Raw genomic sequence first — 22,081 nt, forward strand, 5'->3', positions numbered from 1 at the left:
GATCACGGGATCAAGACGATACTTCGGCCGGTCACTCTCCTTTCAGACCGCTAAGCGCGATGCTTTGGATGATGTATTTTTGCATAATCAGGAAAACGACCATAACCGGAATAATGCTGACCGCAGCCGTGGCCATCGTTACGCCCATCAACGGAGTGCCGCTTTCCTGGGAAAACTGGGACAAGAACAGAGGAACGGTTTTCAAATCCTGACTGTTAATGACGACGAGCGGCCAGACGAACGAATTCCAGCTGCCTTGAAAAGAAAGAATAGCCAGCGTCGCGGTGATCGGCCCTGCCAGGGGGAAGAAAATGTGGAAGAAAATCTTGAACTCGCCTGCTCCATCGATCTTCGCCGACTCCCGTAATCCCTCCGGCAGCTGGTCGAAAAACTGCTTGCACAGCAAGATGCCCATGGCATTGATGAGGCTTGGCAGAATGATCGGATACCGGGTATCGATCAAATGCAAATCATTGAACATGATAAACATCGGGATCAGCGTCGTCTCAAAAGGAATCATCATCGTGGCAAGTACCAGAATAAAAAGTATCTTTTTCCCTTTAAAACGACCCCGCGAAAAAGCATAACCGCCCAAGAGGGCCGACGATACGCTAAGCAGCACGCTAAAGAAGGCATTTACGGCGGAGTTCCAATATGCTTTGAGCATCAGGCCATTTTCAAACACAAGCGAGTAATTAAACCAGCTAAAATCATACGGAATCAGTCTCGGCGGAAAAGGCGCGTTCACGTTGGCCGTTCGTTCAAAGCCTACACTGATCATCCAGAGAAAAGGCGTGATCATGATCATGCCAAGCGCCAAAAGCAAAAGACCGACGACAGCGTCCTCCCATTTTCTTCGCATGCTTGAGCCCATGCTTCTCATCCGCAATCTCCTCCTGCTCTATATCTTCATTCTGAAAAATTTGATATTGATAAAAGTGAAAATCAGAATCAGAACAAGCAGCAGATACGAGGCCGCGGAAGCGACGCCGTACTCCAATCCGCCGAAGCCGCGCTCATAAATAAACCCGACCAACGTATACAAAGAACGCACCGGACTCCCCGTATGCCCGCCTAGCATAAAAGCCTCCGTAAACCGCTGAAGCCCGTCGATCCAACCCAGAATGACCAAGATCGTAATGCTTCCGAGCATATTGGGGACGGTGATGTAGAGCCATTGTTTGAAGCGCGAAGCCCCGTCGATCGAAGCCGCTTCATAGTAGTCCGGCGAGATCGCTTGCAGGTTGGCCAAGTTGATGATGATGCCGAAGCCCAGCGTATGCCAGCTCGCCAGCAGGATCACGCTCCACCTCGCAGAGGTCGGATTCGCCAGCCAGATCGTTTCCGGAATACCGAAAAAGCTTAGCGCATAGTTCAACAATCCTTGAGGATGAAGCACCACCAGAAAGACGGTAGCCGCGGCGACCATGGAGGTAATATTCGGTATGTAAAAAAGGATTTTGAAAAAGTTTTTGCCCCTGCGAAGCGATTGGATCAGGCAGGCAATGATGAATCCCGACGGAATAACGATAAGCAGTTGAAAAAAGGCAATGTAGAAGGTGTTGAATATCGCTTGGCGGAACGATCCCGAAGTCAGTACGTACCGGTAATTTTCTAACCCGACATATCGCTCTTCAGCGCCTCGGGTAAAACTCAATCGAAAAGATTCCAACATCGGGTATAGCGTAAACAAGCCGATCCCAAGCAGTGTCGGCAATAAGAAAATGAACCAGACCCAGCCTTGCGAAGTCATTTTACCTAGTCGTTTCTTTTTTCCGCGTATGCTTTCTTTGACTACGATTTCGCTCATATGGATCGGACAGTTTCGTCCTTCGACCTCCTCGTTTCGAACGGATATCAATGCGCGATGCAATCTTTTGGGATTAAAGGTCTTTGCAGCTTTCTTTTTCGATCAGATCATGCGGGATTCGATTCACCCATCCGGATGGCGGCAACTCCGAACGATATTTCTCCGGCTCGATCCGTTCAAATAATAAATCGAGTACCGTCCGTGTTATCCGATCGACAGGTTGGTGAATCGCGGTCAAGCGGGGGCGCACAATATCCGACATCGGGCCTCCGTCAATACTGATTACCGAGAAGTCGTCCGGAACGCGAAGTCCGCGGTCATGGATCCTATTCATGGCACCGACCGCCATATCGTCGCTGACCGCGAATACGGCTGTAAACGAATGGTTCTCCCTGTTCTGAAGCAGCTCTTCCATCAGCCAATATCCCGTATCCAGCTTGTAATCGCCGTAACGGATCAGTGAATGGTCGATGGTGATTCCGTAATGCTTGCATGCCGCTATATAGCCTTGGCAGCGGTGCCGACCTTCGCTGGTATCCTGCATGTCTCCTGCCAGCATGGCAATTCGCCTGTGACCTTTGCGGATGAGATACTCGGTGGCGTCATACGCGGCTTGAATGTTATCGATCGTCACCACGGGAAGGTCAAAGCCCACGTCGGCCTGCGCAATGATCGGAATGTGGGTCCGTTTGATAAAACTTTGGATCTCTTCGTTCATTTTCCCGTGCATCAGCAGAATTCCGTCAACCCGCATTTCTTGAAACACTTGCAGGTAATCCATCACTTTTTTTGTGTTTTCTTTGATATTGGAGACCAGCAAATGGTAGCCTCTCCTCGCGCATTCTTCTTCAATCCCGCTGAGTACCGAGGCCTGATAGCCGGAAGTGATATCCGCGATAATGACGCCGATCAGGTTCGTTTTATTGCGTTTGAGACTTTTGGCGATCATGCTCGGCGTGTAGTTCAGCTGCTCGATCGCTTGCCGTACTTTCTTTTCCAGTTTCTCGCTCACATGCGGGCTGTTGTTGAGTACGCGAGATACGCTGGTAGCCGATACGCCGGCAGCGCGAGCTACATCTTTAATTTGAGTGTCCATGGCTCGTCATCCTTTGCATTAGAGAAGCTGTTCTTCATTTGGTATCGATACCAATTTGGATCGAGTTTAGAATAACAGCGGAATATTAATTCAAATGATTGAATTTGTGAGCGGGAAATCAAGTTTTTGCCGAAACGTAAAAAGACGAAGAGCCGCAGCTCTCCGTCTCGATTGTTCATCTAATCGCTTGAGCGATAACGATTAATACCGATCCAGAATCAGGTTCGTCTTGAGCGAGTCCGCAGGAACCAGCCAGCCTTCGGATTCCAGTTCATCCATCAGTTCGGCGCGCTGCGAAGCGGCTTCGGTATAGCTGTCCGTCTTGAACGAGATTTCGACGATCGACTCGTTTTCCGTACCCGAAGCATTCAGGATCGGCCACACTTCGATATCCACGTCCACGCCATTGAAGTCGCCGCCGTATTTGGTCACCGCGACCGGACCGTAAGCGCGTGCGTCTTCCAGCGTATCTTTGCCCCAGCCTTTGGAACGCGTCTTTTCCAATTTGCCCGGAATTTCGTTAACCAGCATCTCCAGCGCCTTTTGATTGGAAGGAAGACTCAGTCCTTTGGAAGCCTTTTTCTCTTTAGTCACCGAAAAGCTCAGCGTCTGCTTGCCGTATCCCCAGTCCACTTCGGCCTTGTAGTTATCGTCGGAGGAATCGAACCCTGCGGCATTAGCTTCTGTTAGCGCCGCGTCGATCTGACCGTTTTGCACGTCGAAACGCTTTTTGTAAGTCAGCTCATAAGCCGATTTGCTTTCCTTTTTGCGTAAACGAACATTCCAGCTCTCACTATTCAGATCTAGCGTGTCCGTGTCAAAGTATTCCACCATAAGTCGCTCCGGCGCACCGCCGATTTCAAAAGCCTGATTGACGGCAGCGCTTAATCCTCCGCCGGAAGTCAACACTTCGTCGGAATCGAGCAGGAACTTTACTTCATAACCGGGGACGGCATTGGACGCGGCATTGGCTTCCGGCGTGCTGCTCCATCCGGTAAACAGAACGGCACTTCCGAATACAGTAACAGCAACAGTCTTCACAAGCTTGCGTGGACTTAACGGCTTCAAGAGATTCATGACGATTCTTTCCACTCCTTCGGATGTCGGTGTCGATTACTCTTTTACTTTAGAGGAGCGAAGTTAGAGCGATATGAACGGCTGCCCGGTTTCCGGTAAAAAATCGCAAGAATTTACTGAGGTTGATCAAAGTTTGATTGAACGTATTCGGTAAAACGCGACAATAACGCCGACGGATAGCGGTGTTTATGGGTCGCCATATAGATGTTTCGTTTGAAAATGCTGCCCGGCGGCGAGTACGTATGCAGCAATCCCCGTTCCACTTCGGACTGCACGGCCAGACGGGACACGAAGGATACATGCTCGCCCAGCATCACCGTCTGTTTGATCGCTTCCAACGAATCCAGCTCCAATCCGATCGGCAGCTGCCGTCCGTGTTCCTGCAGCCAACGTTCCGTCAGATGCCGCGTGCTCGATTCCGAACCGTGCATGACGAAATAGCAGGCCGCAATTTGCCGAGGCGAAGGCCGGGACGTCGAAGCAAGCGCATGATCGGGAGAGAAAATCAATACCAATTCATCTTCGCAGACCGGTTCCATGCGCAAATCCGGCGATTCCAGCGCATTCGCAGAGAGGAGAGCCAGATCGATCTCGCGGCGCTCCAGCATGTTCTGAATAACCGGAGCGGTCTTTACGCATAAAGAAAGCTTTACGCCCGGATACATCGCGGAAAACCGATGCAGCATCCCGGGCAGCAGATACGTCGCAGGCACGTAGCTGGCGCCGATCTTAAGCTCGCCTTTTCGCAGCGTATCGAATTCCCCGATCGCCCGCTGCGCTTCTTCGGCCAGCTCATTGATTTTGACCGCATAGTGATGCAAGGCTCTACCCGCATCGGTCAGCGGCACGCGTCCCATCCGTGCTTCGAACAGCTTGACGCCGAAATCCCGTTCCATGTTTTTCATATGAAACGTAACGGTCGGCTGCTTTAATTCCAAAATATCCGCTACGGCCGTGATTTTATGGTGCTTGGCCAGCAATTCTATGATTCTTAGCTTGGTCGGGGTCATGCCGTTTAAAGATGTCATCAGATTTCCTCCGTTTCCGTTTGCCTTCTGTTCTATATCAGTTAAATCTATGAATGTCAGAAGCGTTCATAGATAAAATCAATTTTCTGTTTAAGTAAAACAAAAAGAATTGGAATATACTTAACATAATATTTATTACGTTAAGTTATTTTAAAAAGCCGATTGATCAGGATGTGTACGCAAAGTCCGTGTTGGCGGAGATTGCGTACACGCCCTAAATAGCTTGATTCATCCTTTTATCGTCTCTTCCTCAACCCATTGACCGAGTTCATTTAAAAACAAACGGTACCCCATCTGCACGAATAAAATAACCGATAACGACACGCTGCCCACCATGCATAGCATAATGGCAATCTGATACTCGATCGCCATCAGCGGCGAAGCGCCTCCCAGGATCTGCCCCGTCATCATGCCCGGAAGAAACACGATGCCCATGCCGACCATCGAATTGAGCGTGGGCATCATCGCGGCGTCAAAAGCATCGTTCACGACGCTGCGATCAGCATCAGAATCAAGACGAACCCATACGCTGCCCCGAGCTGCCACCAGACGATATCGATCGTGCCGTTCATCGGCGCACTTCCGCGTCTTCCGTCACTTTTCCGGCTTCGATTGTGACGCGGTAATCGCCCAAGCGTCGAATCGCGGCCGGCGAATGGCCGATCATGACGATCGATTGGCCGGATCTCGAAGCGCTGCGGACGATCCGCTCCAAGATTCGTTCCGCCGTGCCTTCGTCGAGCGACGAAGTCGGCTCGTCGAGCAGCAGGGCGGGAGGTCGAAGCAGAAGAATTCTGGCGATCCGGATATGCCTATCTTGGTTTGCAAAAAACGCAAATAAAGCCTCAGGCATAAAGCCTGAGGCTTTCATCTCGACAAGATAACGCTTACACTCCCTCTTGCTCTAAATCGCGCTTGCGTTGAAACCCGCTATGGCTGCCGACACTTCGCCCGGGCACAAAGCCGTAAAATCGGGTGAAAAACGCTTCATCAACTCAAACGAATCGTAACCCCATCCGGCCGCGATGATCTTGATTCCCGAGCGCTGTCCGGCCTCTATATCGCGAAGCTCGTCGCCGATATACAGGGCTTCATGCGGATTAAGTTTATTGTCGCGCAGGAACGAATGGATCGCGCGATGCTTGCCGAACAAGCTGAAGCACGAGCGAACCTGCACGAATTGGCTGATCTCGTTATGACGCAGGAAGGAACGGATATTGCTTTCCAGGTTGGACGAGATGATGCTCAGTTGATACCCTTGAGCGTTCAAGTCCCGAATCAAATCGCCGACGCCGTCTTTGATTTCCAGCGTTTTGATCTGACGGCGATACTCCGAAAACAATTGGAATCCGAGGAACGGCAGACGGTACAGCGGAATGCCGAGCGCCTTGGAGCGTTCGCGTATGGACCGTCCGGCGAAAGGCTCCGATTCGTCGTCGCTGATCGCGCGATATCCGTGTTTGGCCGCCAAGCTGTTATACAATTCAACGATAAGCGGGCGGGAGTTGACAATCGTTCCGTCGAAATCGAAAATTACGTGCCGTATCATGGTCCATACCTCCTCTTGTAGTAAAAGCTTATATCTTTTATATAACCGCTTTCAGCTCAACTTTGACCTTTAATTTCCTGAATAATGGAAAATGGATGAGCGTATATACTCTATTATAACGGATTTTCGGATCAAAAAATAAAGATTTATTTTAATTTCGTGCAATTCAAGCGAAAAAAATAAAAAAGCGAAAAACAAATCCGCCCGCAGGCCGTTTAAAGGCTGCGGGCGGATTAGGATGCAAAGGCAAGGCTTGACCTCGCATGCACCTTAAATTTCTGCAAATCTGTCTGAAAACTACGGCCATAATAAGCCGCGTTCCCAATCGTCGTGCTTGTTCAGGCGGTATTGAACGCGCGTATGCTTTCTTCCCGGATCGGCCTGCCAAAACTCGGCTTCGTCGATCTGAAGCGCATACAATCGCCAAAGCGGCGCGGCGGCTTCAGGATGATTTTTCAAAAATCCCCGCTGCTCGGCCAAATTTGCTTTCAACTCTTCTCGGCTATCCAGCGGACGGCTTTGCCGCCCGATCATGGCGACCGCCCGGGCTTCGTCCGGACGCCGGCGGAAATCGTCGGCGCCTTCTTTTTCGCCCGTTTCAACCGCCGTTCCCCGCAAACGGATCTGACGCCCGACCGCGGGCCAATAGAAGGTCAGCGCGGCATGAGGCCGTTCCTGAAGCTGCATGCCTTTGCGGCTCTCCATGCTCGACGCGAAATAAAACGTCTCGTCGTGCACGTCTTTGAGAATCAGCGTGCGGGCATCCGGACGGCCTTCGCCGTCTACCGTAGACAGCGTGACCGCATGCGGCTCCGTTACCTGCTGCCGCAGCGCATCTTCGAACCATTCAAGAAACAATTCGCCCGGTTTTTCCGGAAGGTGTTCCGTATCGAACGTATCGAACGATCCGGTCAGCGACTTCAATCCGCGGAATAACGGATTTCGGTTGTCTTTTTTCGTATCGCTCATACGATCAGGCCAACTTGTTCAGCGTTTCGAAGTCTTCGTCGCTCAGCTGCAGTCCCGCCGCCGCAATGTTCTCTTCCAAATGGGACAAGGTCGACGTGCCGGGGATCGGCAACATCACCGGCGAACGGCGCAGCAGCCAGGCCAGCGCCACCTGGGCGGGCTTCGCGTTCAATTTTTTGGCGATCTCGTCCAGCGGCCCGCCATCCTTCGCCAGTTCTCCGGTCGCGAGCGGGAACCACGGGATAAAAGCGATTCCGCCCGCTTCGGCTTCCTCCAGCACGTCTTCAGCTTTGCGGTTGGAAAGATTGTACAGATTCTGCACCGACACGATCTCCGTAATCTCTCTGGCTTCGCGCAGCTGCTCGACGCTGACCTCGCTCAAACCGATATGACGGATCTTGCCTTCTTTGCGCAGCAGCTCTAGCTCGCCGAGCTGTTCGGCCAAAGGAACCTTGGGATCGATGCGATGCAGCTGGAACAAATCGATCCGTTCGACGCCGAGATGGCGCAAGCTCATCTCCGCCTGCTGCCGCAGGTATTCGGGCCGCCCGACGGGCCGCCAATCGTTGGGGCCCGAACGGGTCAAGCCCGCTTTCGTCGCCACGACCACGTCGTCCGCATACGGATGCAGCGCTTTTTTGATCAACGGTTCGGCGACGACGGGACCGTACGAGTCCGCCGTATCGATAAAGTTCACGCCCAGTTCGACGGAACGCTTCAGCACCCGCACCGCTTCGTCGGGATCTTTCGGATCTCCCCAAACGCCGGGACCCGTCAGCTGCATCGTGCCGTAACCGAGCCGGTTGACGGTCATGTCGCCGCCGATCGTGAACGTGCCGGAATGAGCCGCCGTAATATTGTTTTGATCTGTCATGAGTTCTCTCCTCTCGAAATACGAATCCGTAATTTTGAACAAGTACATCCTCATTCATTACCCGAAGCGCTTGGCGAACAATCCCGAAATAATTCGTTCAAGTCATTCATGAAACGATCGATCCTACCGAATTCACGAGAGCCTGAATCACAGGAGTTTTCAAATCAGATCGGCCCCGTTGGTTTCGATCACTTTCTGGTACCAGTAAAAGCTGTTTTTCTTGCTTCTTTTCAATGTTCCGTTCCCGTCATTGTCTTTGTCTACATAAATGAAGCCGTACCGCTTCGACATCTCTCCGGTCGACGCGCTCACTATATCGATACAGCCCCACGACGTATAAGCGATAAGGTTTACGCCATCCCGCACGGCTTCCCTCATTTGCTCGATATGAGCCCGCAGAAATTCGATCCGATACGTATCGTTGATCGTGCCGTCTTCTTCGACCGTATCCACGGCACCCAAGCCGTTTTCGACGACCATCATCGGAATGCGATAGCGGTCGTACACATGGTTCAATACGTACCGCAGTCCTACCGGGTCGATCTGCCAACCCCAATCGGTCGCTTTCAAATACGGGTTTTTGAACCCACCGAACACGTTTCCTTGCGTCTCGTCTCCTTCCGGCCGAGTCCCCACAACATGGGATTTATAGTAGCTGAAGCTGTAAAAGTCGACGCAGCCTTGCTTAAGCGTTTCTGCATCTTCGGCTTCCACTCGAATCTCGATGCCTTTTTCCTCAAAATAACGCTTTGCAAAGTCCGGATATTCGCCGCGTACTTGGACATCGCCGCATAGCATATTGTTAACTTGGTCCATGCGAAGAGCGAGCAACATGTCTTCTGGCTTACATGTACTTCCGTAACCGTGGCTATAGTTAATCATGCAACCGAGCTTGAAGTCCGGATTAATCTCGTGAGCGAGCTTCACTGCTTTCGCACTCGCTACAAATTGATGGTGCAGCGCTTGGAATCTCATTTGCGTGCTATCTACGGCTGTACTATTGAACACGCCGCTATCGTCCACTAGAAGCGCTCCGGCAAGATAAGCGCCTGCTGGAACGATCAGACTATTGATTTCGTTGAACGTAATCCAATATTTCACAACGTCTGTATAACGAGTAAAGATCGCTTCGCAATAACGAACATAGCAGTCGATCATTTCTCTGGAAGCCCAAGCATTGAATTTCATGGTTAAGCCAAAAGGCGCTTCGTAATGAGAGATTGTGACGATCGGTTCGATATTGTACTTTTTCAATTCGCTGAATACGCGATCGTAAAACTGCAATCCAGTTTCATTTGGTTGCAATTCATCGCCGTTCGGAAAGATTCTCGACCAAGCGATCGACATCCGGTAAGATTTGAAGCCCATTTCGGCGAACAAGCGAATATCTTCTTTGTAACGGTGATAAAAGTCGACGGCTTCGTGCGAAGGATAATGTACGCCTTCTTCCGTCGTTCTCGTCACACGCCTTGGCACTGCATGACTTCCGCCTGTCATCATATCGGACGTACTTGCCTTTTTCCCGTCTACGTTCCAAGCTCCTTCGTACTGATTGGCAGCGGTGGCGCCGCCCCACATAAAGTTCTCCGGGAATACGTTCTTCGTTTCGTTGTTCATGTATAGTTCCTCCTTAAACAATTTGAATCAATTTTTCGCCAATCGTAATCGACGTTTTATCTGTAACAATCACATCTGTAAAGTCATCGGAATTCGTTACAATAATCGGAGTCGTCAGGTCGTAACCTTTTGCCGCAATAGCAACGGTATCAAATTCAAGAAGCAAATCGCCGGCTTTGATCGTCTGACCTTCTTGAACGTGGGCAGTGAAATGCTCGCCTTTAAGTTTTACGGTATTCATCCCTACATGAATCAGTAACTCCGCACCACCGCTCGAACTAATGCCGATCGCATGTGCGGTAGGGAATACGGCTGTTACCCTACCATTCACTGGCGAAACTAATCTTCCGTCTGATGGCGTAATCGCAACACCTTTCCCCATAGCACCGGAAGCAAAAGCTTCATCTTGAATCGTAGACAATTCATGGACCTGACCGGACAACGGTGCGATCAACACCCGATCCGAAGTCTGAAGGGCAGAAGCTCCAGCAACCACACCCGATACGGGTTGTACAGAGGTCGTAGTTGAAGTAGCAGTTGTTTCTTCCGGGACATCTTCAAATCCTAAAATCAAAGTCATCACGAACGTTACGACAAAAGCGATTACGCAACCGATCGCGGCATGTACGAGGTTCCAAGGGTTTTCCGTGATAAAAGCAGGCAAAGTCGCGATACCCGCGATACCCAGAGCCGAACGTGCTACGCCGAATAATCCGACATATACACCCGCTACAGCACCACCGATAATGACTGCGATCAACGGCTTTTTCAGTCGCAGAGTGACACCGAATAATGCCGGTTCCGTAATGCCCAGAAGCGCAGTCACACTTGTCGAAAAAGCAACTTGTTTGAAAGCTTTGTTCTTCGTGCGTAAGCCTACAGCAAGAGCAGCCGCACCTTGGCTGATATTATGCACAAGCATACCCGGTCCGACGATGCTATCTTTTTGCGTTTGCGCATAAGCAGTCAAAACGACAGGTCCAAGACTGTAGTGCATACCTGTCATAATCAAGAACGGGAATGTTGCGCCAATCACACCGGACAACAACCAGCCTACATGCGTATTGATATAACCTACACCTGCTGCTAGATAGTTACCTACGATCGCGCCAAGCGGTCCTAGCACAATAAGCGTTAAAGGTGCCATCACGATCAGAATGATCAAAGGCTTGAGAATCGATTTGACAACCGAAGGTGAATATTTTTCTGCAAAACGTTCCACGTAAGACAAGATCCATACCGCCAAAATAATCGGGATAACAGACGAAGAATAAGTTGCCGGAGTAACGGGCAGTCCCAAGAATTTAATCGGATCTCCTGCGGACATCAAAGCCGAGAAACTTGGATGTAACAATACGCCCGCAACGGCTAAAGACAATCCTACGTTTGCTTTCAACTTAACTGCGGCACTCCAAGCGAGTAGCATTGGCAAGAAGTAATAAGCAGAATCGCCGATAAAAGTCATGATCGTATTGAATTGACCATCCAGATCGACGAGATTGAATGTTTTCAAAATCAGCATTAATGCTTTGATCATGGCGCAACCAATCATGGCAGGCAAGATCGGAGTAAAGATTCCGGAGATCGTATCTAGGATCGTAACGAATCGTCCTTTTTTCACTACAGGCGCATCCGAAGGAGCACCGAAATTACCAAGCTTAGCCAATGCTTTGTATACATTGTGAACTTCGTTCCCGATAATGACTTGGTACTGACCGCCACTGCTGGCAACGCCCATAACGCCGGGTACATTTTTGAGTGCATCACTATCAGCAATCGACTCATCTTTCAGATTGAAACGAAGTCTTGTTGCGCAATGTGTCACGCTATCTACGTTTTTTTCGCCACCAACGAGGTTTAGAACTTCGCTAGCTGTGTTCTCATGTTTCATGAACGAATCCCCTTTGAACAATTTTTTTATAAAAAAAGACCTAGAGTCCTATCGAATATAGATAGGCTCTATAGCCGATAGGACTCTAGGTCTTGCCTGCTTTACCAGTAACAATCCTAGTTTATTCATTATGAAAATCTACTCGTTCTTTTCTTCGTCGATGACTCTTTTGATATGAACGGTGAGGTACACAAGCTCATCATCGGTTAATTCTTTTCCGTAATCTACGTGTATAAGCTTGGCGATCCGTAAACTGCATTGATATTCGCTGGCATATTTTTCTTTGATAATCGGCAAGAAATCGCTATCTCCGCTTCGAACTACGTTGTCATTGAACAACCGATAAGCAAAAAATTTTAAATGCGTCGTCAGTCTGGAGTAGTGAATCGAACTTTCGTTAAAATGGATATTGAACTGATACCGAATCAGATTCAACACTTTTTGGATAAATTGCGTGATCTTCATCGTTTCTTCCATATCGGATCCAAGCTCTGCATTGACGATATGCAAGGCGATAAAACCAGCTTCATCTTCGGGCAACTCAATATCAAATTCTTGATTAATCATGCCTAACGCTTTCATCGCAACTCGGAATTCATTTGCATAAAAGGCTTTAATCTCAGATAAGAGCGCATTATTAAAATTCATTCCTTTGTTATAACGAGCTACAGCGAAGTTAATATGATCGGTCAGTGTCAAATATATGTTTTCGTTGAGTTCTTTGTTCAAAGTCTCTTTGGCATATTGAATGATACTGTCCGACACACGAATATACTCCATCGGGATTTGCGCAAGCAAGGCATATAACTTGCCTGTTACATTTTTGGATTTCAGAAAAAATTCTTTTTCGATTTTGGCTCGATCGACCTCATCTCCTTTTTTCTTCTGAAACCCAATGCCGCTTCCGAGAAGCATCATTTCCTGACGTCTGTCATTAATGGCACAGACGACATTATTGTTAATAATTCGCGTGATTTTCATAGAATCTCCTTTTAAAATGAAACGTTTACAAAATTTGCAAACAAAAAAGACCGATAATACCCGTTTCATGAGAATAAGCACTCATGTTTGGTATTAATCGGTCTTGCCTGCTTCATCAGTAACAATCCGAATCGTATTCATTATGCTTTTATAAAGTTATATTAGGGTAAAGCATGATCTTTGTCAATTACGTGTTACAGCTAACTTTTATTCGTTCACGTCTTTTTTGGAAGCGCGGCGATCGGGAGCTCTCCGCCTTCGATCAGCCCGTACTTGACGAACCCTTGATACAGCCCGTCTTCCTCCAGCGTGCCGGTCACGTGATCCGCGACGCGCTTGAGTTCTTCCCGCGCATTTCCCATCGCGATACCGACTTTGCAGTACTCGAACATTTCCAGATCGTTCAAGCCGTCTCCGATCGCGATCGTGTCGGCTGCCGAGCGCCCCAGATGGCTGAGCACGTCGGCGATGGCGACCGCTTTATGCACGCCCGGTACCACCAGCTCGCCGCTGTTTTTTCCGAACATCGGCACCGTGCATTGCAGCACTTCGAACAGGCCTTCGAATTCGGCTTTGATCGTTTCGAACGGCAAAGCGCCTTCCAGGAAGCAGATTTTGTTCACGTCTTCTTTGTATAAGTTTCTTTCTCCGTAGGTCAGCGCGTTCAGAAACGGATGCGGGTTGCTTTCCAACTGCCGCATCGCCGCCGGATCGTTCGCCACGTCGCCGTAGATCAACCGGATCAGATGTTCCCGGAGACGGGGACTGGCATACAGCGCCGAATTGGACTCCAGGTAAAAGTCGATCTCGTTCGCGCCGAAAAAGTCCACCAAATGACGCACAGCTTCGGGCGCGACCTGTTTGTGGTACAGCAGCTGACTGCCGTTTTCCACATAACCTCCGCCTGCGCCGATCAGTCCGTCGAAGCCGATTCCCCAGATTTCTTCGTAAATTTCCGGCTTGGAGCGTCCCGTGCACAAATAAAGCAGATGCCCGTTCGCCCGGGCTTCGCGGCAGGCGCGCGCGGCGGATTCCGGCACGCGTCCGTCGTCCGCCACCAGCGTCCCGTCGATATCGATAAATACGATTTTGGAAGAACCTTCATCAGAAGCAGTCATACTCGTAAAACCTCCCGGTTTTGAAATCGGATCGCCGTCTCGGTCAATTCCGTATTTCTACCGTACCGCCTGAAACGCGTTACACGTCAACCTTTATCCCAAGCGCCGATTTTCCGGAAAAATTCGATCACGTCCCGCGTCAAAAGTTCCGGCTGCTCCATGGCCGCGAAATGACCGCCGCGATCGAACTCGGTCCAATGCGCGATATTGTACCGATCTTCGGCCAGAGCGCGGACCGGGGCCGATACGTCTTTCGGGAATACGGCGACGCCGATCGGGGGACTGTCGCCCGAGGAATCGGCGTCCGGCAGCGGCGATTGCTCCGCATGCATCGTTTCGTAATACAATCGGGCCGAAGAACCCGCGGTCGCCGTCAGCCAATAGATCGAAACGTTGGTCAGCAGCCGGTCCCGGTCGATCACGTCTTCCGGCAGGTTCTTTTTGTCCGTCCATTCGTAGAATTTTTCGATGATCCAAGCCAATTGTCCGGACGGCGAATCGGTCAGCGCGTACGCAAGCGTCTGCGGGCGGGTTCCTTGCTGCACGGAATAACCCGACTGCTCTTTCGCGTAATATTTCATTTTGTCCAACTCTTCCCGGTCCTGCGGCTTGAGCTTCGCCAATTGCTTCGGATTTTCCGGCGGCGGCGTCACGAGCATGTTCACATGCGCGCCGACGACTTCTTCGGGATGCTTCGAACCGAGTTCGAGCGAGATGAACGATCCCCAATCGCCGCCCTGCGTTCCGTAACGTTCGTAACCGAGCCGCCGCATCAGCACCGCGAACATGCCGGCAATCCGTTTGTAGTCCATGCCCGGCTGCTTCGTCGGTCCCGAGAATCCGTAGCCGGGAAGAGACGGAATCACAAGGTGGAACGCTTCGGAAGCCGGTCGTCCGTAATCGCGCGGACGCGTCAGCGGACCGATCATCTCCGAAAACTCGACGATCGAGCCCGGCCAGCCGTGGATCAACAGCAGCGGCAGCGCGTCCGGTTCCGGCGAACGGATATGCATGAAATGAATATTTTCGCCGCCGATCTCCGTCGTGAAGTGCGGATATTCGTTCAACTTCGCTTCGTGTTCGCGCCAATCGTACTCCGTGCGCCAATATTCGGCCAGCTCTTGCTGGTACGAGAGCGGAACGCCGTAACTCCATCCGCCTCTCGGTTCCGGGTCCGGCCATCGGGTACGGGACAAACGCTCGTTCAGATCGTCGAGGTCCGCTTGAGCAATATCGATACGGTAAGGACGCACAATCGCACTTTCTTCGGAATGATCGAACATGGTTAAAATCCTCCTTCGCAGTCTCAAAAGAATCGGAGCCCTTACGGGTTCGGGCATACTCTCCTTCTTACCCTCCGTTCCAGGAAGCTTACAACCATTTTCCGAAGTATTTCTCGATCGTTTCCCGCGAGTATCCGTCGTCTCCCTGCCAACCGTCCACGGCGGAAAAGTCCGTATCGCCGCGCCTGCCTTTTCTCGGGGTATCTTGCTCCGCCAATATGCCCGCATATGCCCAAATCTCCATGATCTGGTCGCGTTCGGCTTTGTTCGAAGGCAGGAGGTCTTTCCAACGCTTCTCCAATTTTCGCGCATGATCTTCGGGTTGACAGTCGTCGATGCCTTTTAACAGATTAAGCAGGATATCCACGTCTTCCCGCGTCACGTCCCCGACTTCTTCGCGGGTTAACAGATGCAGGTCCATCCAGCAGTAGGTCAGCCAGTTATGACGAACGCCGCCCCACTTCACGCGTTCGAAATTCAAGACGTTGAGATCATGATCGACGTAACTTTTTTCCGACTGAAGCCATGCCTGATCGCACTCGGGACAGGCGCTTGTGCGGCGATGCTCGATAACCGGTGATTCGCTGTATGTATGGTTGGGAACATTCGCAGTCAAAGCAAAGCTGGACAGCGCGCTGCGCAGTTCCACCCGCCGACCGGATAGACTATGTAAAAACGCCGCTCCCACCCGTTCTGCCGTTAGCTCCTGATGCAGATTTCGAATTCGCCGAATCAGTTCGTCATGCGTAATCGTTAGCGGATCGAACATCATGTGTTGCGCTTTTGCATATTCGAAATCATCGCCGGAGTAGCTCATGGGCGTCTTTTTCCACCCTTGAGCCGACCAGAACGTTGTCGTCAGAATCTTTTTTGCTTTTTTATCCAAGTTATTATCCCTCTTTCCCGATTAAAATGACAATGCCGCGCCCAACGCCAGAAAAACGACGCCGACCACGATCGGCAGCGTCTGCTTGCGCAGCGTATCGCTATCGTTCAACATTTCGAACATCGAAGGATCTTCCGGATTATAATGCACCTTCACCTGCCCGCCGCTCGTCTGCGACCGCATCGAACTTCCGACTCTCGATACATGCTCCACGATGCCCGAAGCTGTTTTGAAGCGTACCACCGGATGGTAGTTGATTCCGGTACTGCCTCGATTCAATCCCGTATCCGGCAGCTCTTCGTAGCGCAAAATCTCCCCGGTCACCGTATGCTCGCTTTTTGCCAGTTTGCGGCGACGAAATCCCGAGTAAATGCCGAATACGATAAACAACGCTCCCAGCGCCCAAAATAGTCGTTCGTTTCCCCATCCTTCCATTATAAAAACCTCCTTCGAACAAGCATTTTCAGTTATTTACCGCCAAGAGCTTTCATCCAATCATCGCGTGTTCGCTTTCCTCCCGAAAAGCTTTTCGAAATATCTTATCAGAGCGCGCTTGCCGACCGATATAGATAGACGGGAATTTTATTATGGTATAAGGGGCGAATGCGTTGAAATTGTTCAGAAACTTGTCCGTGACCCGAAAGCTGATTATTTTAATTACGGTCAGCGCGCTGGCTCTCGGTTCGGTCGGCTTTATCGGCCTTAATTACATCCGTGTGTTGGCAAAAGATTCGAAGATCATGTACGGCGAAAATCTCATTCCGCTCAGCAAAGTCATGCAGGCTCGAATCAATGCACGGGCGAGCGACGCTTATACATTGGAATTGCTTACGGCAACCGATGCGGCTCGCACCCAAGAACTCAAGGGCGAGATCGACTCGGCTTGGGAAGAGATCGGCCAGATCGCCGATGAGCTGGATGCGGGCATGCTGACTTCGGATCAGCAGCAATTCCTGGACCAATACCGGTTTGAAGCGTCCAAATTGCAGGAGAGCCGCGGCGAAGTCTTGAGTTTGATCGAAGCCGGCCAACGTGCGCAAGCCTATGAGCTATACGCTTCCCGCGTCGAGACCGACCGTAAAGCGGTCAACGACTCGCTCAAAGCGCTTCAAGCTTCCAATATCGAATACGCAGGGACGATCAACGAGAAAAACCAATCCAATCTGGATGACATCATGATTTTGGTCTGTTCCTTGATTGTCGCCGCGCTTCTTGTTTTGATCGGTCTCGGAATCCTGACTGCCCGCTCGATCGTACGTCCGGTCAAAGAAGTGGTGGCTCTGCTGGCTCAAGCGGAAAACGGCGACTTCACGGTAAAAGGAGCTTATGTATCCAAAGACGAAATCGGCGGATTGACGACTTCCTTCAATCAAATGACGGGCAAGCTGCAAACGGTATTCGGTTCCGTACAGGAATCTGCTTATCTCGTCGCTTCTTCCTCGGAAGAGCTAAGCGCCAGCGCCGAACAGAACAGCAAAGCCAGCGAGCATATCACGACGATCGTGCAGGATTTGGCCGTCGGTTCGGATACGCAATCGGATAAGGTGGCGCAAAGTTCGCGCATCGTCGCCGATATTACGGGGCATACGCGCGAAATCGCCGATTACACCGACGAAATGCGCCGCGACGTGCAGAACGCTTCCGAAGCTTCGGCCGAGGGCAGCCAAGCGATCGGCGAGGTCGGACGGCAAATGCATACGATCTCGACGAACGTCGGCAGCCTTGCCGAAGCGGTGCAAAGCCTGGGACGTCGTTCGGAAGAGATCGAGCAAATTACCAATGTCATCTCTGGCATTTCCAGTCAAACGAATCTGTTGGCGCTGAATGCGGCGATTGAAGCGGCGCGTGCCGGCGAGCATGGACGCGGTTTCGCTGTCGTCGCCGACGAAGTGCGCAAGCTGGCCGAAGAATCGAATAATTCGACGAAGCAGATTACCGCGCTGATCGAATTGATTCGTCAGGATACCGAAGTCACGCTGCGTACCATGCAAAACACGTCGGAAGAAGTTCATTCCGGATTGGCCGTCGTGGACGATGCAGGACGCTCCTTCGGAAAGATCGAACATGCCGTCGGCGAAGTCGTCCGGCAGATTGAGAACGTCTCCGGTATTTTGCAGCGGCTAGCCGGCGGTACAAGTCAGGTCAACGAGTCGATCGGCGAAGTTCAAGACGTAGCGCGCGAGTCCGCCATGAACGCGCAAAACATCTCGGCGGCCACGCAGGAACAGCTGGCTTCGATGGAAGAAATTTCGTCCTCCTCCCAAGCGCTTGCGAGTTTGGCGGACGATCTCCAAAACGTCATTCGTCAATTTAAGATTTAAAGTCATCCAAGCATTCAGCCTATTCAGGCGAAGGCGCAAAAAGGAAGTCCCTCGACGGGACTTCCTTTTTTCTCATCTTTTCGCTTTTCTCCGTTCCGTGAATCAACTGAAGCTGCGGGTCGCCGGCCATACGCCTTGCATCTTGCTCAGCATGACGATCTGGCCGATATGGTACGCGTCATGCATCGCCAGCGTGCGGATTCCGCCTCCGAGCGTTCCGCCGTCCGAAAACTTGCGACCCAGCATGTCGACGTCCGATTTTTCGACCAAAGCCGAAAGTTCCCGATGCAGCCGATACAACTCTTCCTTGGATGCTGCCCATCCCGCTTCCGAAGCGTCTTCCACGTTGAACGTGCCGGTGTTGTTTTCGGTCTCCGGAAATCCCTCCGTTTCTCCGTTCGCATTCATGAGCAGACGTTTTTTGTAAAAGATCAGATGCCGCACGGTCTCGTGAATACAGTTGGAAGGACCGTCCAAAGGCTTCCATACTGCCTGCTTCGCCGTGACGCCTTGCAATGCTTGTTCCAGCGGCGGGAACCACTCTTCCTGATCCAGACAGCTGTCCCATGATTGCTGAAGCAACTTGCCGGGCAATTCTTTGATATCCATCGATACGCCTCCTTGTCGGTCTGCCCTGCGGGCTTTCTCTTTATTAGCTTTCACCCCCGGCAAGAGGACTTTAATCTCAAAAAAACAAAAAAGCGTCGGAAACGCAAAGTTCCGCGACGCTTACAAATACTCCCCGACGATGATATCCGTTCGGTACGGAGTCATTCCTTCCTCCATGCCGAACACCGTATCCGCTTCGTATTCCTTATGAGTCAAAGTTCCGCGCGCTTTCGCGTGCAGCGTATACAGCTCGGCGAGCGTCGTTCGGCGCACGTCCGCGAAAGCTCTTCCGAGCAGTTCCAAGCCGCTCATATTGTCATGCGCCGTGATCCGGAATCCTCTGTTTTTCACGACCGAATCGATCCAAATCAGCTGATTCTCCCACAAGTCGATCGCGAACGGAACGGCTTGCTGAGCATCGACGGTCAGATCGAAACGCGATTCGACCGTGCGCGGATCGTAGGCCTGCCCGGCTCTTGCCCGGTGCCGCACCATGAATCCGGCCAAACATTCCGGCAGTGCCGAAAACGGTTGTCCCGTAAAGCAGGCGACCTGTACCATGGCGTAACGCGCTCGGGTTCTCCATAGCACTTCAGGGATATTCAAATCGATGAATTCGGAAGCGCCTTTCGGAGCATTGGTGATATCGCCGCTGTGCACCCCGAATTCCTCTTTCAAATTATAAAAAGCCAACGTCTCCACATGCGACCAATTTTCGTCCAGCAGCACCAGCGACAGATCAATGTCCACGCGCCGCATGTCGGCGGAACCTTCGTTCATATTGGTCCACCAGCAGAATAAACGCAGGATGTCCCCTTCCGGAACTTCGATGCGGCTGCCGCGAGGCAGGGGACGGAGCGCGGAGCTAGCCGAACGGTTCGAGAAAGGCACGGGAATATTCGCAAGGCGCGGATCGATATAGACCGCACCCAACGGTTCGCGTTCGGCGAATCGGGCAATCAGCTCCTGCTCGATTCGTTGAACCAGCCGGTTGGTTTTGGCAGAGTCCAACCGCGGCAGGCGATCATGAATCGCGACGGCTTTGCCGATATTGCCTTTCGGAAAAAATACCCGGTATTGTCGAGACTCGCCGCGATGTTTGAAGTGCGCCAGCAGCTGAAGCAGCAGCGGAACCGCCAAACGGTCGGCTATGCGATCGAACGCGGACATGATCTTCTCCGTTTGCGCCGGTTGGGAACGCAGCAGCAGGTCCAATCGACGGGCTAATTCCCCCGGACGGCGAGCCAACAAGTCGATGACTTGGGGATCTTGCAAGATCAACCCTTCTTCCGCCTCGCGGCGGAAAGTCGGAATCGATTTCTGCCGTCTCAACAGCGTGAAAGCTTCGAACGCCGAAGGGTAGCGTCCCCGCATTTCTCCCGGATGCAAAATCTCTCCAAGACGCTTCCAAGCCTCGCGATACAGCACCATGTCTTCGACGGAAGCTCCGGTCTTCTCCAGCAAACCGAGCAGCAAACGGCGTTCCGACCGTTTAAACTTACGGAATCGATAGGGGTTCACCGGTGTCCCGTCGGCAGGATGTATCTCCGTCTGCATGCCTTGCATCAGGTTGTACGGGTTAGCGGCAGGCCGCGTCAATTGAGCCGTCTTTTTCGTCCAGAACAGGCTTGTATCCAGTCCTGACAATCCCGCCGCCAGGCGCAGCACGTCCGTCGCCGTATTGAAGGATTTGGAAAGGCGTTCGACATCGGCCATTCCTTCTTCCAATAGCACGGAAGCAACGAAAGCCGCATTTTCCTTGTACGGCATCTCTTCCGGCAGCAAGCGGGACAGCTCGGGATCCAGACCGCTGCGCAGAGAGTCCGCTACATCCTGTTTGTCTTGTTCGGACAACGAAGCATTCGCGCGCATCAGATTACGGATAATGAATAGGTATTCGGTTTCGGATCCTTGTTCGATTTGTTTGAGCTTTTTGCGAATTTTCAATTCGGGGCGCTTCTCGGCCGGAGTCTCGGGCAATGCGCCCGTCATATAATGGAGCAGCGCGCGCAAATATAGCTCTGCATCGCTTGCGTCCATGACCTGCTGCGGGAAATTGGGATACATGGGTACGTATTTGACATGGTCGCCGAGCATCCGCCGCAGCGTCGGTATCACTGCATCATGAAGGTCGCTTAGGGTATCCGCATCCAGCGTCGAAGCTGTTTCCAGCAGTTCCGAAGAAAACGTAAACCCGAGTCTTTCCATATTTTTAAGCAGCGCCGCCAAAACACCGGGCTCCGCTGCCGAATGATGTTCGAGGTTGGAAGGGATCGTTTGCTGCTCCGCCGCAGGCAGTATCAACTTCCGTGCGCGTCGCAGAAATACCGGATTGAGGGTTCGAAGCGCCTGACGCGCATTCGCGTGTTGAAGGGTCATCGTACAACCTCCTTTTATGTTTGTTAAACAATCGGAAGCCGCAGGAGAGCCGGAACGCTGGGATCGGTTGGAGGATAGAAGGAAGCGTTCCGATAGCCTGCGGCTTCGTCATGTCCACACTTTATCACTCTCATATTCACTCCAATAGGGCACAAGTATGGCGAAAGCAAAATGAATACAAAAAAAGCAAGCGGAATCTCTCCGCCTGCCTGCTCCCGATCTACCTATTCGACTCGATGTACCAGCTTGCTCCGCCGTCCCAATGTCATCTCGACCGTCTGTCCTTCGCGGAAGTTTTCCGGATTTTGGTTAGCAGAAATAACCGAACTTTTATGCTTGCCGTTGTCCAGCTTAACCCATACTTGATTGCGATGTCGGCTGACTACCGTTCCTTGAACTTTGGTAAAGTCTTTTCGAGTCATGTCCATCACGATCATAAAAAGCACGATGAATGCAATGATGCCTACAACAATGAACATGATCTGCAAGATCGAAAATTTAGGATTGCTCCAATTGCCAAAAACCTGCCCTGCCGATAAAGCAAACAGCAGCGCGGTAATCAACAAAGTCGATTTCATCTGCAATGTCCGTTC

20 protein-coding genes and 1 pseudogene are annotated in these 22,081 nt (G+C 51.4%); 1 reads left to right on the top strand and 20 read right to left on the bottom strand.

Annotated features, from left to right (window positions below):
• Positions 1 to 31 precede the first annotated feature (31 nt).
• The 17 genes and pseudogenes from HRQ63_RS03045 to HRQ63_RS03125 form a co-directional block, all read right to left on the bottom strand.
• The gene (locus tag HRQ63_RS03045) at positions 32 to 883 is read right to left on the bottom strand and encodes a carbohydrate ABC transporter permease (RefSeq protein WP_172238916.1); all 852 of its coding nucleotides are present in this window, start codon (positions 881 to 883) and stop codon (positions 32 to 34) included.
• Positions 884 to 901: 18 nt separating this feature from the next.
• Positions 902 to 1,810 carry a carbohydrate ABC transporter permease gene (locus HRQ63_RS03050; RefSeq protein ID WP_172238919.1) on the bottom strand — a complete coding sequence of 303 codons (909 nt, stop codon included), beginning with the start codon at positions 1,808 to 1,810 and terminating at the stop codon, positions 902 to 904.
• Between the two features lie 73 nt (positions 1,811 to 1,883).
• Positions 1,884 to 2,906 (bottom strand): LacI family DNA-binding transcriptional regulator, encoded by a 1,023-nt coding sequence (locus HRQ63_RS03055; RefSeq protein WP_172238922.1) that lies wholly within the window; start codon positions 2,904 to 2,906, stop codon positions 1,884 to 1,886.
• A gap of 201 nt (positions 2,907 to 3,107) precedes the next feature.
• Complete coding sequence (locus HRQ63_RS03060) at positions 3,108 to 3,983, bottom strand: hypothetical protein (protein WP_172238925.1); 876 nt, start codon at positions 3,981 to 3,983, stop codon at positions 3,108 to 3,110.
• 113 nt (positions 3,984 to 4,096) lie between these two features.
• Positions 4,097 to 5,011, bottom strand: a complete 915-nt coding sequence (locus HRQ63_RS03065) for a LysR family transcriptional regulator (RefSeq protein ID WP_229714046.1) — start codon at positions 5,009 to 5,011, stop codon at positions 4,097 to 4,099.
• 228 nt (positions 5,012 to 5,239) lie between these two features.
• A pseudogene (locus HRQ63_RS03070) lies at positions 5,240 to 5,515 on the bottom strand (ABC transporter permease); the annotation flags it as partial.
• A gap of 64 nt (positions 5,516 to 5,579) precedes the next feature.
• Positions 5,580 to 5,864, bottom strand: coding sequence for an ATP-binding cassette domain-containing protein (locus HRQ63_RS03075; protein WP_172238928.1), 285 nt, complete (start codon positions 5,862 to 5,864; stop codon positions 5,580 to 5,582).
• A gap of 51 nt (positions 5,865 to 5,915) precedes the next feature.
• A complete protein-coding gene (locus HRQ63_RS03080; protein ID WP_172238931.1) occupies positions 5,916 to 6,560 on the bottom strand; it encodes an HAD-IA family hydrolase in 645 nt (214 codons plus the stop codon).
• 297 nt (positions 6,561 to 6,857) lie between these two features.
• On the bottom strand, positions 6,858 to 7,529 hold the full coding sequence (locus tag HRQ63_RS03085; RefSeq protein WP_172238934.1) for a pyridoxine/pyridoxamine 5'-phosphate oxidase: 672 nt from the start codon (positions 7,527 to 7,529) through the stop codon (positions 6,858 to 6,860).
• 4 nt (positions 7,530 to 7,533) lie between these two features.
• Positions 7,534 to 8,403 carry an aldo/keto reductase gene (locus HRQ63_RS03090; protein ID WP_172238937.1) on the bottom strand — a complete coding sequence of 290 codons (870 nt, stop codon included), beginning with the start codon at positions 8,401 to 8,403 and terminating at the stop codon, positions 7,534 to 7,536.
• A 159-nt stretch (positions 8,404 to 8,562) separates the two neighbouring features.
• Positions 8,563 to 10,020 carry a glycoside hydrolase family 1 protein gene (locus HRQ63_RS03095; RefSeq protein WP_172238940.1) on the bottom strand — a complete coding sequence of 486 codons (1,458 nt, stop codon included), beginning with the start codon at positions 10,018 to 10,020 and terminating at the stop codon, positions 8,563 to 8,565.
• 13 nt (positions 10,021 to 10,033) lie between these two features.
• On the bottom strand, positions 10,034 to 11,911 hold the full coding sequence (locus HRQ63_RS03100; RefSeq protein WP_172238943.1) for a beta-glucoside-specific PTS transporter subunit IIABC: 1,878 nt from the start codon (positions 11,909 to 11,911) through the stop codon (positions 10,034 to 10,036).
• A 138-nt stretch (positions 11,912 to 12,049) separates the two neighbouring features.
• The gene (gene licT, locus HRQ63_RS03105; RefSeq protein WP_172238946.1) at positions 12,050 to 12,892 is read right to left on the bottom strand and encodes a BglG family transcription antiterminator LicT; all 843 of its coding nucleotides are present in this window, start codon (positions 12,890 to 12,892) and stop codon (positions 12,050 to 12,052) included.
• A 215-nt stretch (positions 12,893 to 13,107) separates the two neighbouring features.
• A complete protein-coding gene (locus HRQ63_RS03110) occupies positions 13,108 to 14,010 on the bottom strand; it encodes a Cof-type HAD-IIB family hydrolase (protein ID WP_172238949.1) in 903 nt (300 codons plus the stop codon).
• A gap of 86 nt (positions 14,011 to 14,096) precedes the next feature.
• A complete protein-coding gene (locus HRQ63_RS03115) occupies positions 14,097 to 15,293 on the bottom strand; it encodes an epoxide hydrolase family protein (RefSeq protein WP_172238952.1) in 1,197 nt (398 codons plus the stop codon).
• 88 nt (positions 15,294 to 15,381) lie between these two features.
• Positions 15,382 to 16,179, bottom strand: a complete 798-nt coding sequence (locus HRQ63_RS03120) for a hypothetical protein (protein ID WP_172238955.1) — start codon at positions 16,177 to 16,179, stop codon at positions 15,382 to 15,384.
• A 21-nt stretch (positions 16,180 to 16,200) separates the two neighbouring features.
• A complete protein-coding gene (locus HRQ63_RS03125) occupies positions 16,201 to 16,614 on the bottom strand; it encodes a DUF3592 domain-containing protein (RefSeq protein ID WP_172238958.1) in 414 nt (137 codons plus the stop codon).
• A 173-nt stretch (positions 16,615 to 16,787) separates the two neighbouring features.
• On the opposite strand from HRQ63_RS03125, the gene HRQ63_RS03130 reads away from it, so the two are divergent.
• Positions 16,788 to 18,500 (top strand): methyl-accepting chemotaxis protein, encoded by a 1,713-nt coding sequence (locus tag HRQ63_RS03130; protein WP_172238961.1) that lies wholly within the window; start codon positions 16,788 to 16,790, stop codon positions 18,498 to 18,500.
• A gap of 102 nt (positions 18,501 to 18,602) precedes the next feature.
• Here HRQ63_RS03130 and HRQ63_RS03135 read toward each other — a convergent pair whose 3' ends face one another.
• From HRQ63_RS03135 to HRQ63_RS03145, 3 genes are all read right to left on the bottom strand, one after another.
• Positions 18,603 to 19,109 (bottom strand): DinB family protein, encoded by a 507-nt coding sequence (locus HRQ63_RS03135; RefSeq protein WP_172238964.1) that lies wholly within the window; start codon positions 19,107 to 19,109, stop codon positions 18,603 to 18,605.
• 120 nt (positions 19,110 to 19,229) lie between these two features.
• Positions 19,230 to 21,488: a TerD family protein gene (locus HRQ63_RS03140; protein WP_172238967.1), complete on the bottom strand. Its 2,259-nt coding sequence runs from the start codon at positions 21,486 to 21,488 to the stop codon at positions 19,230 to 19,232.
• Positions 21,489 to 21,712: 224 nt separating this feature from the next.
• The gene (locus tag HRQ63_RS03145) at positions 21,713 to 22,072 is read right to left on the bottom strand and encodes a hypothetical protein (protein WP_172238970.1); all 360 of its coding nucleotides are present in this window, start codon (positions 22,070 to 22,072) and stop codon (positions 21,713 to 21,715) included.
• Between the last annotated feature and the right edge of the window lie 9 nt (positions 22,073 to 22,081).

It is taken from the genome of Saccharibacillus endophyticus (assembly GCF_013185185.1).
In the GTDB taxonomy this organism is placed as follows: Bacteria; Bacillota; Bacilli; order Paenibacillales; family Paenibacillaceae; genus Saccharibacillus; species Saccharibacillus endophyticus.